Here is a 16901-nt window from a genome sequence, read left to right on the forward strand (position 1 = left end):
GGCCGTGGGTGAGATCTTGGCGGGACGCTACGAGCTCGTGGACCCGCTGGGCGAGGGCGGCACGGGCGTGGTCTGGCGTGCCTGGGACCACCGCGAGCGGCGCTACGTCGCCGCCAAGGTGATGCGGCAGTCCGACGCCGGCTCGCTGCTGCGCTTCGTGCGCGAGCAGGCCGTGCGCATCGACCACCGTCACGTGCTCACCCCGCACGGCTGGGCGGGGGAGGACGACCGGGTGCTGCTGACCATGCCGGTCGTGCGCGGCGGCTCGGCCGCCACGCTCGTCGGCGACCACGGCGCGCTGCCGCCGGTCTGGGCCGCGACCCTGCTCGACCAGCTGCTCGCCGCTCTCGAGTCGATCCACGCCGAGGGTCTGGTGCACCGCGACGTCAAGCCGGCCAACCTGCTCCTCGACGCGACGGGCCGGGGTATGCCGCGCGTGCGCCTCGCGGACTTCGGCATCGCCGCGGCGGTCGACCAGCCCCGGCTGACGCACGTCACGCACTCGGTCGGGACCCTCGGCTACGCCGCGCCGGAGACGCTGGAGGCGGGCTGGGACCCCGACCCGCGCGCCGACCTCTACGGCGCCGGTCTGACGGCGGTCGAGCTGCTGACCGCGGAACGACCGACGGCGCAGACCGACGTCGCCGCGGTGCTGGACCAGGTCCGGGTGCCGTCCCCCTTCGCCGACCTCGTGCTCCGGCTGGCCTCACCGCTGCCGGACGACCGCCCGGCCTCCGCGACCGAGGCCCGGGCGCAGCTCGCCGCCACCGGGCTGGTCGCCCGGAGCGCGCAGGAGCTGGGCGACCTGGGCGTCGAGGTCTTCGACCAGCTGCCGCCCCTGCCGGAGGGCTGGGGCGAGGACGGTCCGGCGGCACCGGCCGTCGGGGACGTGGCGGGGGCACCGGCCGTGGCGTCCCCCGACGTGCCGGGGGCGCCGGCCGTGCCCCACCTGCCGCGAGCGACCGGGAGGCCGACCGGGTCGCGCGAGGTGACCGGCGAGCCGACCCGCACCGACCTCGGCCCGCCGACGCAGGAGGTGCCCCGGCCCCGGGTCGAGGCGACGGCGACGCACAGGGTCGAGCAGCCGCATACCCGTGCCGACGGCGGTGAGCAGGACCCGGATGCCCCCGCCACCGCTGACGTCGCGACGCAGCCCCCGGGCACGGGACAGGCCCGCCCGCAGCTGCGGACGGGCCTGGCCCTGGTGGTGCTGGGCCTGCTGATGATGCTGGCCTCGCTGCTGCTCGTGCTCGTCTAGCCCTCGGCGCCTCCGCGCCTGCGGCCCAGGAGCACGGCTCCGGCACCGGCGACGAGCACGCCGCCCGCGGCCAGGGCCCAGGGGAGCCAGGACGAGCCGCCGTCCTCGTCGGCGGGACCGTCGGCCACCGGCGGCTCCTCGGCCTCGTCGGCGGGAGCGGTGGTCTCCGCGTCGTCGGCGGGCGCCGTGGTCTGCGAGGCGTCGTCCTCGGGCGCGGCGTGCTCGGGCACCCCGCTGACCTCGCCGACGACGTCCGTCGTCAGGGTGAGGGGGATCGGGGTCATCCGCTCGCGGCTGGAGGTCAGCGAGACCATGACGACGTGGTCGCCGCCCAGGGCGGAGGCCTTCGTCCCGTCGTTGGCCCACCGGACCTCCGGCATGGCGGCCGCCGCCTGCGAGGCCTTCTCCCCGTCGAGGGAGACACGGGTGGACGGTGCGCCGGGGACGCTGAGGCCGTGGACCTGCGCGCGGTTCGGCGCGACGATCGCCATGTCGATGATGTTGGACGTGGGTCGCATCTCCGCGGCGAGCGGACCGTCCACGCCGGGGAACTCCACGAGGGCCTCGAGGCGCTGGCCGTAGTCGACCGGTACCGAGAAGAAGGCGATCTCACCAGGGACGAGGTCGAAGCTCACGGTAGACCCGGCCTCGACCGGCGTCGCTGCCGAGGGCGACACCCCGCCGATGACCTCGGCCGACGGCTCGCCGGCCGAGGGGCCGGACCACTGCGGCTTGTCGGCGGGCCCGGGCAGCTCGTCGCCGTTGCTCACCGGGGCGACCTCGTCGACGACGATCTCGACGGGCTGGCCGAGGATCTGCTGGGAGCCCGAGCCGGCCTGGAGCGAGAGCACGAGCGCGTCGGCCTCGGCGCAGGCCGGGGACCGGTCGGTCGCGGTGGCGAGCCCGATGCTGCCGAAGGAGGTCTGCCCGCCCGGGCTGAAGACGGGCATGGTGCCCCGGCCGCACGAGGTGCCGTCCGGGGTCTCCAGCTCCACCTGGACACCGGACACGCCGCCGGGGGTGGGGTTCTTCATGGTCGCGCCGACGAAGAGCCGCGAGCCGGGCTCGGAACGGGTCACCGCGTAGTGCTTGGGTGCGTTCTCCTGCTCGGCGATGGTGTCGGTCCACGAGCCGGGGGTCAGCTCCGGCGCGCCCTGGGGCTGCGGGGTGCCCACCACCGGGGTGCCGTCGTAGACGAAGGGGCGGAAGGCCCGGGTGGAAAGACGCACGAGCGCGGTGGTCAGCGTCTCGCTGTCGGTGGCGTCGAAGTAGTCACCACCGCCGGCCGCCGCGATGCACTGCAGCTGGCTGCGGGTGCGGTCGTCCGCGCCCAGGCCCACGGTGTGCACGACGAGGTCGAGCCCGTCGGCGCGCAGCTGGCGGGCGATCTCGCAGGGGTCGGGGTCGCAGGTCGCGAGGCCGTCGGAGACGAGCACGATCGTGCGGTCGCCGGAGTCGGACAGGTCACCGGCCGCCTGCTGCAGCGCGTAGGCGATCGGGGTCTCGCCGAGCGGTGCGTAGTCGTCGACCGCGTCTGAGAGCGCCGAGGCGTTGCCCGCGCCGATCGGCACGACGAGCTCGCTGTCGCTGCACTTGGCCTCCTTGGGCTGGCTGCGATCGACGCCGCCGCCGAAGACGCGCAGGCCGACGGACTGGCTCGGGTCGAGGCCGTCGATCATCTCGTGCAGCGCGGCGCGCGCCGAGTCGATCTTGGGCTCGCCCTGGGCGTCCGGGTCGGCCATCGAGAACGACGCGTCGAGCATGAGCAGGAGCTCGGCGTCCTCGGCCTGCTCCGCCGGGGCGGCCGAGGCCGCGACGACGCCGGGCGCGAGCAGCAGGGCGGCGCTGGTGGCCAGGGCCGCGAGTCTGGTGTGCCGCATGGGGTTCCCCTCGGTGGTCGGGTAGTGTTTGTGTTCGCAAACGTAAGTCGTTTGCATTTGCAAAGTCAACCGGAGCGAGCATGTCCGACGCAGAGCGCGATCGCAACCGCGCGGAGCAGGTGCAGCTGTACGGCGAGCCCCTCTCCGACGTCTTCGCGCGCCTCACCTCCGGGCTCGGCCTGACGCAGGCGGGCCTGGCGCGCACGATCGGCATGTCGCCGCCCATGCTCTCCCAGCTCGGCTCCGCGCACCGCATCAAGATAGGCAACCCGGCCGTGCTGCGGCGGCTGGAGGCGCTCCAGCAGCTGCTGGACGACGTGCACGCGGGGCGGGTCCGGATGGCCGACGTGGCGGAGCAGGTGGCCGCCGTCCGCGAGTCCAGCCAGTCGTGGACCACCACCCGGGTGGACCTGCCGGCCGCACCGCCGTCGCGGGAGGACCGGGACGCCACCGAGGCCGCGACGGTGCGGCAGCTGCTGCGCGCCGTCGCCTCCGGCTCCGAGCTGCGCCAGGCTGCGGACCTGCTGGCCGGTGCCCACCCGGGGCTGGCCGACCTGCTGCGCACCTACGGGCTGGGCACGCCAGAGGAGGCCACCGCCCACCTGCGCCGGCACCGAGAGCTCTTCTGACCGGGAGGACACGACATGCCCGCGCCCCTCACCGTGACGCCCTACGTCCGGCGCTTCGTCAACCCGGTGCTCATCCACCTGGCGGGCCACGGCTGGTTCGCCGACCTCGAGCACGTCGGGCGCCGCACCGGGACCGTCCGGCACACGCCGCTCCTGGCCTTCCGCAGGGGCGACGTCGTGACGCTGGCCCTCACCTACGGTCCGCGCGTGCAGTGGCTGGCCAACGTCCGCGCCGCCGGGCGCTGCCGGATGCGGCTGGGCGGCGCGCTGCTCGAGCTCGGGGCCCCGCGCGTGCTGGAGCCGGCCGAGGGGGTGGCGCGGATGCCGCAGCCGATCCGCACCGTCTTCGCCCGCACCGGCGCGGTCGAGGACTTCGTCGAGCTGCCCGTGCTGGGGGAGCGCCCCTGGCCGGGGACGTGGCCGCAGGACGGGGCGCACGGCATACCGGGCGGTCCTCCCGGCGCCGGGCCGGTGGGTGGGGCAGGATCTGGAGCGTGACGTCCTTCCCGCGACGGCTCGACGAGCTGCAGCGTCGGCGGCCCTGGCTGGGCTTCCCGGTGGCGGTGGTCTTCAAGTTCTTCGACGACCACGGCGTCTACCTGTCGGTGCTCATCACCTACTACGGCTTCCTGGCGCTCTTCCCGATGATGCTGCTGCTCACCTCGCTGCTGGGCTTCGTGCTCGACGGCAACCCCGAGCTGCGCTCGCAGATCCTCAGCACCGCGGTCAGCCAGTTCCCCGTCCTCGGCACCGAGATCGGCCGCGAGGGGTTCTCCGGCAGCACCACCGCGCTGGTCATCGGCGTCGTCGTGGCGCTGTGGGCCGCGATCCGGGCCTCGCAGGCCACGCTGCACATGATGAACATCTGCTGGGCGGTGCCCCGGCACCAGCGCCCCGACCCGCTGCGCTCGCCGATCCGCTCGCTGCCGCTCATCGCGATCGCCGGGCTCATGCTGCTGGGCACGACGGTCGGCACGGTGCTGGCGACGTCGGCGGGGGCTTACGGCGTCGAGCTGCGGCGGATGCTCCCCGCGCTGGTGCTGCTCTTCAGCTTCCTGGTCGCGGTGCTCGTCTTCGCCCTCGGCATGTGGTTGGGCACGACCTACGACCTGCGCTTCCGGGACGTGCTCCCCGGGGCGCTGGTGGCTGCCCTCGGGTGGCTCCTGCTGCAGCGCTTCGGCATCACCTACGCCAACCAGATCGTGGCCCGGTCGGGCGACACCTACGGCGTCTTCGCCATCGTCCTCGGCCTGATCGTCTTCATCTTCGCCGCGGCCCAGGTCGTGGTGTTCTCCGTCGAGATCAACGTGGTGCGGGTCAAGCGGCTCTGGCCGCGGGCGCTGCTGGGACCGTTCACGACGAGCGTCCCGCTCACCGAGGCCGACGTGCAGACCTATCGCGACGCCACGGCGTCCACGATCATCAAGGACTACCAGGAGGTCGAGGTGACCTTCGACCACCCGTTGGGCGTGCCGGGCGAGCCGGGGGCGTCAGGCCCGGTTGCCGAGGAGGAGGACGACGACCGGACCGGCGCCGACGACCGGAGCTGACCAGCGCCGCCCGTCGCGTCCTCAGCGACGGTCCTCGGAGGTCCCGTCCTGGCCGTTGCCGGGCGGGGGAGCATAGGGGTCGGTGGAGGACCCGGGCGCCGGGGGAGTGCCGTAGGGGTTGGCCGTCGAGCCGGGCGGCGGCGGGGTGCCATAGGGGTCGGAGGGCGTCCCGGTCCCCTGGCCCTGGCCGGGCGCGCCATAGGTCTGACCGCCGTAGCCCTGGTCCTGCGAGCCGTAGCCCTGCGAGCCGTAATTCTGACCGACATACCCCTGGCCACCGTAGCCCGAGCCGCCGTAGCCGCCCGGGTAGCCGTAGCCGGACGCGGCCAGCGCGGCCTTCTTGTCGCGGTTGCGGCCGACGAGCCACAGCACGAGACCGAGCAGGGTGATGAACCCGATCGGGAAGAGCGCGAGGAACGCCAGGCTGGCCGCGCCGATCCCGAGGGCGTCGCTGAAGCTCAGCGCCGGGCTCACCTCGGCGGGGCCGTCGCAGGCGACGACGTGGTCGCCGGCCTGCGTGGCGGTGATCATCCCGACGACGGTGGTCTGCTCGTCGCCGGCCATGTCGTTCATCGAGCTGTCCTCGGTGAGAGGCACCGACGAGCCGTCCGGAGCGGTGACCGTGCACGTCGGGCTGGTGCCCTGCGGGGCGAGGACGAAGCGCGTGTCGTCGGTCTCCATCGGCACGGGCGTCTCGCCCTGGATGGAGATGGCGTCGTTCTCCCACTTCTCGATGTCGGAGATCGCCCGGGTGACCCCCCAGGCGCCGACCACGACCGCGATCACGCCGAGCACGAGCCCGACGAAGAAGAGCACCTTGCCGGCGGTCTTCATGCCGTTGCGGCGAGGAGGGACGGGCTGCTGGCCGTAGGCGTACTGGTTCGGGTACGTGCTCACGGGACCAACCTATCCGGCCCCGGGGGGCGGTCGGCTCGGGTGCTGTGGACGGCGCTCAGCGGTAGGTGTCGCTCGGGGCGTCCTGGTCGAAGGGCTCGCCGCCGTTCCGCCCGTTCGCGGCGTCCGGCTGGCCGTCGACGTCGTCCTCGTCCTCGTCGACGAACACGAGGGCGCCCGAGGCGACGAGCGCGTCGATCTCCTCCTCGGAGAGAGCGGCCAGCTCCTCCTCGGTGAGGTCGACGTAGTCGTCCTCACCGGCGTCGGCGTCGTCCTCGTCAGCGTCCTCGTCGTCGTCGGGGGTGGTCCCGGCTGCGCGCTCGTGGCGGGCCCGGGCCTCGTCCTCCCACCACTCCTCGGCGCCCTCCGAGGGCGGCAGCGCGCCGTCACCCTCGTCGTCCTCGTCGTCGCCCTCGGTGCCGTGCCGCACGACGAGGGACAGGACGGCGCCGATGAGCAGCAGGGTCAGGCCCGCGAAGGTGCCCATGCTGCCGAGCGTGAGCGCGCCGAGACGCAGCAGGCCGTCGGCCGGGCTGACCTCGGGGGCGACCACGACGCCACGGCCGTTGCAGTCGATCGTGTGGGAGCCGGCCGAGGCCGCCCGGAACGAGCCGACGACCTGGAAGCGGGCGAGCGGGTTGTCCAGACCTACCCGCTGGCCCTCGTCGGAGAGGTGGCTGACCGGCACGGCGCCGCCGGGGCCGGTCACGGTGCACTGGATGTCCTCGACGGGGGTCGGCAGGTCGTCGCCGGGGGCGACCAGCCCGCCGGTGACGTAGAGCGTCCGCTCCGCACCGGCCGACAGCGAGACCGTCGCCGCGCCGTCGACCAGCTCGGCGGAGTTGTCGCGCAGGTTGTTGATCAGGCCTCGGGTCGTCAGGCCGCCGACGAGCGCCACCACCAGGCTGATCACCGTCAGCACGGCACCCACGCGGAGCAGGGCGCGCGCGGAACGGCGCAGACGGGCCCGGCTGGAGCGCGGACGTCCGGAGGGCTGGGACGCGTCGTCGGGGGAGGACATGCCCCCGACTCTAGGCGGCGGGAGGCCGGGTTGACAGCCTGCGGCACGCCGGGGGCGGGGTGCTGTCCTAGGAGTGACTGCTGGCCGGGACGAGGACCGGGTCGGGCACTCCTCCGGGCTGCCTCACCAGGTGCGCGCCGACCGCGACCAGCGCCAGTCCGAAGGGCACCGCCAGCAGGATCAGCGACGTCTGCTCGTTGGCCCGCAGGAGCAGGGCGACGGTCGCCAGGACCGCGACGAACAGCGGTCGGGGCACCACGCGCGCCCGCCACAGGTTGACGGCCACCAGGGCCACCCCACCCACGAGGAGCACGACCCCTGGGCCCACCAGCAGCGGCATACCGCTCCAGTCGGGGGAGACCAGTCCCATGACGGCAGCCGCCACGAGCAGCAGCAGCGCGGTCGTGCTGACCAGGACGGCGCCGAGCGCGACACGGGTGGGACCCAGCCTGCGCCGGGCCAGGCTCACGAGTCCGGCGATGCCGGCGGAGAGGCAGATCCCCGCCAGGGCGAGCAGGGCCAGCCCGGCCGGGCTGCCCCCGCGCATCGGCGCGCCAGCGGCGCACCCGTCCCCGATGCAGCCCTGCGGCTGCAGGTTGTGGACCACGCAGGCGGCGGCCCACGCCGTCCCCGCGACGACACACACGGCGCCGGTCACCTTCTCGAGCGCAGCCATGACACAGACCCCTTCCGCACGCGCGGAGAAGCCGGTCCGGCCCCTGCGCCGGCGGACCGGCCCCCTGCGGCCGGTGCGGTTCTCCACGTGCGCCCCGGGCGGGGCGCTGAGCAAGTATGGCGAGGGCACGATCCGCATGACAAGGGGTTTGGCGCAGCGGACGGGCGGCCGTCGCCGCCGCCCCGTCCCGCGACCTGCCTCAGCCCTCGCCCCGGCGCTCCGACTCCGTGGCCTGGCGCAGCACGATCCGCGTCCACGCCCCCACGTAGATCCGGTCGTCGCGGTCGATCTCCACCCGCTGGCCGGGCGTGAGCGGGGTGGTCGGGAGCGGCTCGCCGACGGTGCCGACGAACGTCCCGTTGCTGCTGCCCAGGTCCTCGACCCACCAGCGCTGGCCGTCGCTCGTCAGCTGAGCGTGCCGTCGGGACACGGCGCTGTCGGCCCCCGCGTCGATCTCGGGCCGGACGCCGAGGCTGCCGGACGGGCGGCCGACGAGCGCGGTGCTGCGGGTGAGCAGGACGATGTCCGGCACCCCGGCGCTGGGGCAGTTCTCGTCGGTCTGCTGGACGGCGTACCAGTCCGGGTCGACCCACAGCTCCGCCACCCAGGCCTCGGCCAGGGCCCGCGACGGCGGGGTATGCCGTGCCTTGCGGTGCGCGGGCGGCGCCGCGGGATCGGGCTCGGGCGTCGGGATCGGCTCGGGTGCGGGCTCGGGCTTGCTCGACGAGTCCGGCGAGTGCCCCGGTTCGGTCGGTCCGGAGGCGGCGTCGTCCGACGCAGGCGGTGCACTCGCCTCGTCCTTGGCCGGGGGGTCGAGCTCGTCCATCTCGGCATCGCCGGTCGAGCGCGCCGAGAGGCCCACTTCGGCACCCGAGAGGTCCGTGTCGGCGGACGAAGGTGGGTCACTCGGCGCGTCGGGATGCGGTGCCTCGTCGTCCGTGACCGGCTCGGACGCTGGCTCTCGCTCGGTGTCCACCCCGGTTTCCTCGTCCCCGCCGTCGCCGGTCGAGCTCGCCGAGAGGCCCACTTCGGCACCCGAAAGGTCCGTGTCGGCGGACGGACGTGGGTCACTCGGCGCGTCGGGATCGGTGTCGGGATCGGTGTCGGGGTTCCCTTCGTGCTCGGTCTCGGCCTCAGACTCGTCGACCTCGCCGTCCCCGGCCTCGGCGTCCTCGACCGGGTCTGCGCCCATCGGGGGCGTGCCGGTCGTGAAGTCGTAGCCGCAGGCCTCGCAGAAGAGGGCGTCGGCGACGTTGAGGGCGCTGCAGAAGGGGCAGGTCTGGGTCGGCGCAGCCTCGCCGGCCGCACCAGGCACACCGACGCCAGCCCCGCCGGCACCCGCACCGCCGACGCCCACACCTTCGGCACCGGCACCAGCGGCACTAGCACCAGCCCCGTCAGCACCGGCAGCACCGTGACCAGCCGCGCCCGGGCCGCCCGACGACAGACCTGCGGCGGCCCCGGCCGCACCCGCCGCCGACGACGGTGCACCCATGGGTGTGCCGCAGACGTCGCAGTAGTCCAGCGCGTCGCTCAGGTGACCTTCGGGGCAGCGGGCGCTCACGTCGGGCGCACCCGCGTCGTCTTGGTGGAGGCGGTGTCGAGCTCCATCTCGTCGAGCTTGTCGACGTTGCGGCGCAGCCGCACCCGACCGGTCGCGGCGTCCTCGATGTCGACGACGCGGGCGAGCCGCGAGGTGGCAGCCTCGTCGCCGGTCTCGCGGGCGAGCTGCACCGCACGGCCGAGCTTGGAGGTCGCGGTCGCGTCGTCGCCGAGCGCCTTGGCGCGCAGGCCGTCCTGGATCGCCGAGGCGAGCTCGGTCTGGCCGGTGTAGTGCGCCACCTCGGGGCTGATCTGGGCGGTGAGCAGGCTGTCGGCCGACCACCGCGCCTTGACCAGGCCCTGGGCGACCACCTGGCCACCGACCGCGAGCTGGACGCGCGAGGCGAGCTGCTCCTGGCCGACCGCCTTCGGCGCGAGACGCACCGCCACGTGGAAGTCGCGGGTCTCGTCGCCCCAGGCGCCGGTGTCGTAGCCACCCGTGAGCGGGTTGATCTGCGTGCGGCGGGGCGAGAGGTCCTCGAGCGTGGGGGAGACCTGCTTGACGAAGAGGATCTCCGCGCCCTGCGGGGCCCACACGCGCAGCTGGGCGTCGGCGATGCCGCGTCCCATCGACTGCTGCATGAGGCGCGCGAAGTCCTCGGGCAGGCCGTCCCAGGTGCGGATCAGCTCGACGCCACCCATGAGGGCCTCGGCGATGCGGCGGACCTCGGCCACCTGCCAGGCGGCACCCAGGCCACGGCAGTCGGCCTGGAAGCGCCCGCGCACCTGCTCGATCGCCCAGCTCAGCTCCTGCGGCGTCTCGTGCTGGTTGGCGCCGTCGGTGAGGAGGATCGCGTGCTTCTTGGTCAGGGCCGGCACGGTGCCGAAGAGCTGCGCCGCGGCCATCAGCCAGCGGCCCATCGCGGTGCCGCCGCCGGGGGCGAGGCGCTGGAGCGAGCGCTTGGCCTCGAGCCGGGTCTGCGGCGACATGCGGACCATCGCCGCGGACATCCCGTCGGGATAGCACAGGGCCGCCTCGTGGTTGCCGGCGATGATCGCGAAGTAGACGCCGTCGACGATCTGGTCGAGCGCGGCGGACGCGGCGTAGGCGGCGGCCTGGACGCCCTGGACGTCCATCGATCCGGAGACGTCGACGATGATGATCTCGCCGGCCTCGCCCGAGGCGGAGCTCATCGGGGTGACCGTGCCGGCGCCCGTGCAGGTGATCGAGACGATCGCGTGCACGTCGGTCCCGCCGTCGGGCAGGAACTCGTTCTGGTGGACCGTCGCGGTGAACTCAGCCATGCGTCCCATCCTGCCTCGCGTCGGCACCCTCGGCAGCCGCCGGGTGCGGGGTCTCCACGGTCAGCTCGTCGGAGGCCGCCGGGTGCGGGGTGTCTCTGGTCTGCTCCTCGGCGATGGCCGGGGCCGAGGCGTGCGCGCCGGTCCGGGCCAGCGCCACCGTGATGTTGTCGGCGCCACCTCGGCCGTTGGCCCACGCGACCAGCGCCTGCGCGAGGTCGAGCGGGTCGCGCCCGACGCGGCGCTCCTCCTGGCGGAGCACGGCGCGCAGGTCGGCCGGCTCGGAGGCGTAGTTCCACAGCCCGTCGGTGCAGGCCAGCACCCAGCCCGGCTCGCCCACCTGCTGGGTCGTGATGACGGGGCGGTGGTCGGGGGAGTCGGGACCGAGCCACCGGGTGATGGTGTGCGCGAGCGCCCCGGACTCCGCGCTGGCCCGGTCGAGCCCGGCGCGGATCTGCTCCTCGGCCATCGAGTCGTCGGTGGTCAGCCGCCGGGGCTCGCCCTCGTCGGGGATCCAGTAGCCGCGGCTGTCGCCGACCGAGCCGTAGGTCGCCAGGCCGTCCTCGACGACCACGGCGACGTAGGTGCACGACGGGGCCGAGTCGGGGAAGTCGCGCCCGACCTGGGCCACCGCCTCGGCGGCCGCGTCGGTCGCGGCCACGATCCGCTCGGCGGCGGACCCGGACGTCGAGGTGAGGGTCTGCAGCGCCGCCTCGGCCGCGCCCAGGCTCGCCTCCGCCGAGCGCGTCGCGGTGGTCACGCCGTCGCACACGACGAGGGCGGCGCTGCCGTCCTCGCCGGCCCACACGGCCATCGCGTCCTCGTTGTCGGTATGCCGTATGCCACGGTCGCAGACCGCCGCCACGTGGTCGGCGGGCCGGGCCGTGAAGTGGTGGCGCGGGTCGGGGCGGCGCTCGCCGCACTCGGTGCACCAGCCGTCGGCGTCGAAGGCGCCGCCGCAGCGGCAGGTGCCGTGGTCGACGGGCTCCTCGGCGACCGGCTCGGGCTCCGGGGGCAGCTCGCCGTCGAGCACGAGCATCGGCGTGGGGAGCGGGGGCGGGCCGTCGGTGAAGGGCTCCGGCTCCTCGTCGAGGTCGGGCTCGCCGTCGAGGTCCTCCTCGAGGTCCGCCTCGGCGGAGTCGATCTCCGCCTCGGGCACAGGATGGCGCTCCGTCTCCACCCCGGCCTCCGGCTGCAACGTGCCGTCGGCGGCCACGCCGGGGTTCTCGGTCACCTCGACCTCGACCGGGTCGGGCGGGGTCAGCGGCACGATCTTCTCGTCCGGCGTCGTCGGGGCGGGCTGCTCGGGCTGCTCGGTCGTCATGTCCAGCTCCAGGGGCGTACGGCGTTGGCCTTGTCGATGAGCGTCGCGCGCTCGACGGGGTCGGGGGTGTAGTCGGCGAGGGTGCGGTACTCCGCCTCCAGCGCGCGCCGCAGCGCGTCGCGGGTCACGGGCACCTCGCCCAGCCGCCAGTCGGGGCGCTCGCCGTGCTGCGCGACCTGGCCGAGCGCCTGCTCGTAGATCGTCGCGTTGAAGAGCGCCCGCTGCTTGGGGTCGAGGGTCAGCCGGGAGACGGCATACATCGACTCGCGCAGGTCGGCGAGGCTGCCGCGGCGGCGCTGCAGCTCGGCCCGCAGCCACCGGGCGCGCGGGTGCGCCCGGGACCCGGCCGGCACGGAGTCGAGCGCGCGGATGGCGCCCTCGACGTCGCCGCGGCCGAGGCGGACCCGGTGCAGTCCGAAGGCGGCGGGGGCCACGTAGGCCGCGTCGGTACGCCATACCCGCTCGTAGTCGAGCTCGGCGGCCTTGGCGTAGCCGCCCAGCTCGCTCGCGAGGGCGAGCGCGAGGCGGGGGGCGATCTCGCCCGGCAGCGCGTCGCGCACGGCGGCGAACTGCGAGGCCGCAGCCTGCCCGGCGCGACGGGTGCTCTCCTCGTCGGGGCCGGCCTGCGAGAGCTCCCAGAGCCCGCGCACCCAGGCGGCCCGCCAGTCCCACGGGTCCTCCCGCAGCAGCTGGCTCAGGGCGTCGTCGACCCAGGCGCGCTGCCCGACGCGGACGCCGGCGCGGGCGCGGGCGAGCAGCACCTCGGGGGTCTGCTGGTCGTGTCCGACGAGGGTCGAGTGCAGCGCGACCGGATCGCCGACCTGCAGCGACGACAGCCAGTCGAGCATCGGGTCGGTCTCGTCACGCTTGAGCTCGGGCAGCTCCCACCAGGACAGCGTCTCGCCCGTCGACACCGGCGCCTCGAAGGCCATCGAGTGCGCCGACATCGTGGCCGCGTGGTCCGAGCGCGAGGCGACGACCTGTCGCAGCACGCCGATCATCTGGGTGCGCAGCTCGTCGATCGTGAGGAACCGGTCGTTGGGGTCGGGGGCGCAGCAGCGCGCGACCAGCCGGTAGAAGGCGTCGTTCTCGACGAAGGCCGGGACCTGCGAGACCGGGGGCAGGGAGTCGACGTACTCCGACTGGTAGCCGCGGAACTCGAAGGTGAGCACGCACAGCGTCCGGCCGATCGTGTAGATGTCGGACGCGACCGACGGGCCGACCTCGGCCACCTCGGGCGCCTGGTAGCCGACGGTGCCGTAGATCGGCGACTCCAGGTCGTCCTGGCGCCGCACGCCGCCGAGGTCGATGAGCTTGACCCCGTCGCCCTCCTGGATGAGGTTGTCGGGCTTGAAGTCGCAGAAGAGCAGGCCGAGGTCGTGCAGGTGGCTGAAGGCCGGGAGCGTCTCGAGCACGAACGCCAGCGCCTGGTCGACCGGGAACGGGTCGTAGCGCCCGGCGGTCGTCATCCGCTGCTTGAGCATCTGCTTCAAGCTCGTGCCGCCGACGTACTCCATGACGGTGTAGGCGTCGCCGTCGTGGGTGACGACGTTGTAGATCTCGACGATGAGCGGGTGCTTGACCTGCGCGAGGAACTGCTGCTCGGCCACCGCCGCCTCGAGCGCGTCCGAGTCACCGGTGTTGAGCAGGCCCTTGAGCACCACCCAGCGGTCGGAGACGTTCTTGTCGCGGGCCAGGTAGATCCAGCCCATGCCGCCGTGGGCGAGGGCGCCGGCGACCTCGTACTGCCCGGCGACGAGCTCACCGGGCTGCAGCTTGGGGGTGAAGGAGTAGGGGGCGCGGCACTGCGGGCAGAAGCCCTGCTGGCGGCCGCCCGCCTCGCCCGCGGCCTGCCCGACCTTGGCGCCGCAGTTGGGGCAGACGCGCCGCTCCTCGGGCACCTGCGGGTCGACCATGAGCGCCTGCATCGGGTCGCCCACGGGCACCGGCGGCACCTGGGTCAGGCCCATGCCGAGCGTCGTGCGGCGGTGGCGGGCGGAGGCGCGCTGACGGCGCACGACGGCGGCGCGGACGGCCTCGCGGGAGCGTCCCGGGCCGGGGGTGGCGACCTGGGAGTCGACCTCCGCGGAGAGGCCGTCCGGGGTCGAGGCCGAGCCGGCCGGGCTCGCGGGGGAGGAGGCGGGGGCCGGCGTCGCGGGGGCGACGGGCGCGGCCTCGGGTGCGGCGGTGGGCTCGGGCGAGCCGCAGACGTTGCACCACCCATCCTCGTAGACGCCCGGGCAGCCGGGCTGGACGCAGCGGTTCACAGATGCACCCCCATCGTGCGGGCGAAGGTCTCCTGGGCCTGGACCAGCGCCTCGAGGCGGGTCAGGTCCGTCGGACGAGACTCGATCAGGGCGGCCGCCTGCTCGGCCAGGCCCCCCATCGCGGCCGTGGCGTCGGCGTCACCGGCGAGGGCCGCGCGCACCGCGCCGGCGCGCTGGGCGAGCTCCTCGCGCCGGGCGAGCGCCTGGGCGTAGGCGGTCTGGGCGATGCCGAGCGCCTTGTCGACGCGCTCCAGCTTGGACAGGTATGACGTGAGCTCGGCGGGCTCGCTCGGCACCGGTCCGAGGGCGGTCACGTCGGGCACGCCGAGCGTCGGCGCGGGCGTGACCAGCTCACGGGCGCGGCGGGCGAGGGCGCGGACGGCGTCGCCGCGGGCCTTCATCTCGGCGACCTCGCGGGTCGCCTGGGCGTGGTCGGCCTTGGCGTGCGCGCGGGCGGAGGCGGCGACGATGAGGTCGCGCTCGGCGGTCGCGGCGTCGGCCTCGAGGGGGCCGAGGAAGCCGCCGACGTCACCGCCGCGACGGGCGCGCTCCGTGAGGTCCTCGACCCGCTGGACCAGCCGGTCGTGCACCTCCTGGGCGGAGCCGCGGCGGCTCGTGGGGATGAGCGCGACCTGGTCGGCGATCCGGGCCACCTGGGCGCGCAGCGCGGTGAGGCGCTCGGTGGTGCGGGGGTCCGAGCCGTCGAGACGCAGGCGCGAGCGCAGGCTCGTGGCCAGGGAGTCCGAGAGCCGGCAGGCCTCGGGGAGCGAGACGGCCAGCGCCTGGGCTCCGGCACGGGACCCCGGCTGCTCCAGCGTGCCCCAGACGAGGGTGGTGATCCGGCGCCGCTCGTGCTCGCCGACCCGCCCGTCGTCCCAGGTGGCGAGCAGCAGCTCGAGCCGGTCGGCGACCGCCTGCCACAACGTCATCGACAGCGTGACGTCGGGCGTGACGGAGATCCGCTCCTGGGGGTCGGGCAGCTCCATGGCAGCCCGGTCCAGGGCCTCGAGCTCGCTGCGCCGCTGGTCGCGCCAGCGCAGCATCGCGTCGAGGTAGCGCAGCAGCTCCGGGGCCGGGACGTCGGTCCCGAGCGACCCCGGCGCCGGCGGCGCGACGGCATACGTCTGGGTCACGAGGACCTCCCACGGGGACCGCGGGAGAGCAGGAGCCCGGCGACGACCAGCACTCCGCCACCCAGCCCGAGCATGGTGGGGAGCACAGGAGAGGGCAGGTCGTCCATCGCGCGGAGCATCTCGCCGCGGGCCTGCTCCAGCCCGCTCACGTGGGCCTCGAAGGCCTCCCGCCCGGCCGCGACCAGGCCGATCGCCGCGGCGTAGTTCTCCTCCTCGCCCTCGGCCTCCCCGACGGCCTCGCGCGCCTCGAAGTAGGCCGTGAGGTGCGGGTCCCCCTCGGGCTCGAGGGAGTAGTAGTAGGCCTCGGTGTCCCAGTAGTCCGCCCGGCGGCTCAACGAGGAGCGGCTGGTGCCGTAGACGACGGTGAGGTCGTCGTGGACCTGGTCGACGATGTCGTCGACGACGTCGTCGGCGGCCCGGTGGTTCTCGGCGGCCTCGATCGCGGTGCGGGTGGGGCCGCCGGCGAGCACGGGGTAGAGGGAGATGGCCAGGCCCGCGCCCAGCACCAGCAGGGCCACGCTCACCCAGGAACGCGCGAGCACCGCCATGACGATCAGTGCGAGGAGGGCTGCGAGCCCGATCGACACCCACACGATCGACCCCACCGACCAGGTGAGGTCGTCCTCGTAGAGGTCTTCCACCTCGTAGGCGGCGACGGCGTAGGTGGCGCCGGTGCTGGCCTCCTCCCACAGGGTCAGTGACCGGACCGTGCCGATGCTCTCGTCGACCATGCCCTCGGCCTGCTCCAGCGTCCGGGAGCCGTAGTAGTCGGACTCGGAGGCCAGCGCGAGCGCTTCCTCGATCGAGGAGGAGCCGGGCACGGAACCTGCTGCCCCGGGCTCCCCGGCCATCCGGGCGGCCATGGCCTCGTCGATCTCCAGGGCGGCCCGCAGGTAGTGGACCCGGGCCTGGTCGAGGGAGTCGACCTCGGCCAGGGTCTCCTCCCCGATGGAGGACCCACCGGTCAGGCCCCCGAGAACGATGCCGCCGGCGGCCAGGAAGGCGAGGAGGACGGCGAAGCCGTGCGAGCGCAGCCCGGTGTAGCGCAGCGGCCGGGACGGTGGGCGCTGCACGACGCGCGCGGGCTTCTGGCCGCTCGTGGCCCGGGCCTTGCGCAGCAGCTTGGTCTCGCGGTCGTAGAGCTTCTTCTGGGTCTGCTCCAGCTCGCGCTCGCGCTCGCGCAGCTCACGGGCCTTCTGCTTCTCCAGCTCGGCGATCTCGCGCTCGGCCTCCCGCCGCTTGCGCTCGATCTCCTCCTGCGCCTCCCGGCGCTTGCGCTCGATCTCCTCGCGGGCCCGCTGCTCCTGGCGCCGCAGCTCCTCGGGCGTGGTGTCCTCCACGTCCGGGTAGTCCTGCCCCAGGATCAGCATCGGCCGCTCCGGGCCCCGCTCGTCCTCGTCGCTCACCGGCGTCCCCTCCTCGTCG

14 protein-coding genes are annotated in these 16901 nt (G+C 74.5%); 4 read left to right on the forward strand and 10 right to left on the reverse strand.

Annotated features, from left to right (window positions below; all coding sequences use genetic code 11):
• Positions 1-4 precede the first annotated feature (4 nt).
• Positions 5-1258, forward strand: coding sequence for a serine/threonine-protein kinase (locus FB476_RS06080; RefSeq protein WP_170233542.1), 1254 nt, complete (start codon positions 5-7; stop codon positions 1256-1258).
• On the opposite strand, the gene FB476_RS06085 is transcribed toward FB476_RS06080, so the two are convergent.
• Positions 1255-3138, reverse strand: a complete 1884-nt coding sequence (locus tag FB476_RS06085; protein WP_170233543.1) for a VWA domain-containing protein — start codon at positions 3136-3138, stop codon at positions 1255-1257. The two genes, FB476_RS06080 and FB476_RS06085, sit on opposite strands and share 4 nt — an antisense overlap.
• 80 nt (positions 3139-3218) lie before the next feature.
• Here FB476_RS06085 and FB476_RS06090 point away from each other — a divergent pair, with 80 nt between their 5' ends.
• From FB476_RS06090 to FB476_RS06100, 3 genes are read left to right on the forward strand one after another with little or no spacing between them, the layout of a single operon-like run.
• The gene (locus FB476_RS06090; RefSeq protein WP_141817989.1) at positions 3219-3767 is read left to right on the forward strand and encodes a DNA-binding protein; all 549 of its coding nucleotides are present in this window, start codon (positions 3219-3221) and stop codon (positions 3765-3767) included.
• Between the two features lie 15 nt (positions 3768-3782).
• A complete protein-coding gene (locus FB476_RS06095; protein ID WP_141817990.1) occupies positions 3783-4265 on the forward strand; it encodes a nitroreductase family deazaflavin-dependent oxidoreductase in 483 nt (160 codons plus the stop codon).
• Complete coding sequence (locus FB476_RS06100) at positions 4262-5317, forward strand: YihY/virulence factor BrkB family protein (RefSeq protein WP_170233544.1); 1056 nt, start codon at positions 4262-4264, stop codon at positions 5315-5317. Before FB476_RS06095 ends, FB476_RS06100 begins: the two co-directional genes overlap by 4 nt.
• A gap of 21 nt (positions 5318-5338) precedes the next feature.
• Here the strand turns inward: FB476_RS06100 and FB476_RS06105 are convergent, their stop codons facing one another.
• The 9 genes from FB476_RS06105 to FB476_RS06150 all read right to left on the reverse strand — a co-directional run bounded on the left by FB476_RS06105 (position 5339) and on the right by FB476_RS06150 (position 16882).
• Positions 5339-6214, reverse strand: a complete 876-nt coding sequence (locus FB476_RS06105) for a hypothetical protein (protein ID WP_141817992.1) — start codon at positions 6212-6214, stop codon at positions 5339-5341.
• Positions 6215-6269: 55 nt separating this feature from the next.
• Positions 6270-7232 carry a hypothetical protein gene (locus tag FB476_RS06110; RefSeq protein ID WP_141817993.1) on the reverse strand — a complete coding sequence of 321 codons (963 nt, stop codon included), beginning with the start codon at positions 7230-7232 and terminating at the stop codon, positions 6270-6272.
• Positions 7233-7299: 67 nt separating this feature from the next.
• The gene (locus FB476_RS06115; protein WP_141817994.1) at positions 7300-7908 is read right to left on the reverse strand and encodes a hypothetical protein; all 609 of its coding nucleotides are present in this window, start codon (positions 7906-7908) and stop codon (positions 7300-7302) included.
• A gap of 199 nt (positions 7909-8107) precedes the next feature.
• A complete protein-coding gene (locus FB476_RS16930) occupies positions 8108-9223 on the reverse strand; it encodes an FHA domain-containing protein (RefSeq protein ID WP_238329573.1) in 1116 nt (371 codons plus the stop codon).
• Positions 9224-9468: 245 nt separating this feature from the next.
• Positions 9469-10755 (reverse strand): vWA domain-containing protein, encoded by a 1287-nt coding sequence (locus tag FB476_RS06130; RefSeq protein ID WP_141817996.1) that lies wholly within the window; start codon positions 10753-10755, stop codon positions 9469-9471.
• Positions 10748-12076, reverse strand: a complete 1329-nt coding sequence (locus FB476_RS06135; RefSeq protein WP_141817997.1) for a PP2C family protein-serine/threonine phosphatase — start codon at positions 12074-12076, stop codon at positions 10748-10750. The genes FB476_RS06130 and FB476_RS06135 overlap by 8 nt, the downstream gene beginning before the upstream one ends.
• Positions 12073-14343 carry a serine/threonine-protein kinase gene (locus tag FB476_RS06140; protein ID WP_141817998.1) on the reverse strand — a complete coding sequence of 757 codons (2271 nt, stop codon included), beginning with the start codon at positions 14341-14343 and terminating at the stop codon, positions 12073-12075. The genes FB476_RS06135 and FB476_RS06140 overlap by 4 nt, the downstream gene beginning before the upstream one ends.
• Positions 14340-15476, reverse strand: coding sequence for a hypothetical protein (locus tag FB476_RS06145; protein ID WP_141817999.1), 1137 nt, complete (start codon positions 15474-15476; stop codon positions 14340-14342). The genes FB476_RS06140 and FB476_RS06145 overlap by 4 nt, the downstream gene beginning before the upstream one ends.
• Positions 15473-16882: a hypothetical protein gene (locus FB476_RS06150; RefSeq protein ID WP_141818000.1), complete on the reverse strand. Its 1410-nt coding sequence runs from the start codon at positions 16880-16882 to the stop codon at positions 15473-15475. Before FB476_RS06150 ends, FB476_RS06145 begins: the two co-directional genes overlap by 4 nt.
• Positions 16883-16901 lie beyond the last annotated feature (19 nt).

The sequence above is a fragment of the Ornithinimicrobium humiphilum genome (genome assembly GCF_006716885.1).
In the GTDB taxonomy this organism is placed as follows: Bacteria; Actinomycetota; Actinomycetes; order Actinomycetales; family Dermatophilaceae; genus Ornithinicoccus; species Ornithinicoccus humiphilus.

What these genes read in the sequence shown, in the direction of transcription:
- FB476_RS06095 (WP_141817990.1), top strand. Translation starts at nt 3,783, where the DNA reads ATGCCCGCGCCCCTCACCGTGACGCCCTACGTCCGGCGCTTCGTCAAC.
- FB476_RS06110 (WP_141817993.1), bottom strand. Translation starts at nt 7,232, where the DNA reads ATGTCCTCCCCCGACGACGCGTCCCAGCCCTCCGGACGTCCGCGCTCC.
- FB476_RS06135 (WP_141817997.1), bottom strand. Translation starts at nt 12,076, where the DNA reads ATGACGACCGAGCAGCCCGAGCAGCCCGCCCCGACGACGCCGGACGAG.
- FB476_RS06090 (WP_141817989.1), top strand. Translation starts at nt 3,219, where the DNA reads ATGTCCGACGCAGAGCGCGATCGCAACCGCGCGGAGCAGGTGCAGCTG.
- FB476_RS06085 (WP_170233543.1), bottom strand. Translation starts at nt 3,138, where the DNA reads ATGCGGCACACCAGACTCGCGGCCCTGGCCACCAGCGCCGCCCTGCTG.
- FB476_RS06115 (WP_141817994.1), bottom strand. Translation starts at nt 7,908, where the DNA reads ATGGCTGCGCTCGAGAAGGTGACCGGCGCCGTGTGTGTCGTCGCGGGG.
- FB476_RS06130 (WP_141817996.1), bottom strand. Translation starts at nt 10,755, where the DNA reads ATGGCTGAGTTCACCGCGACGGTCCACCAGAACGAGTTCCTGCCCGAC.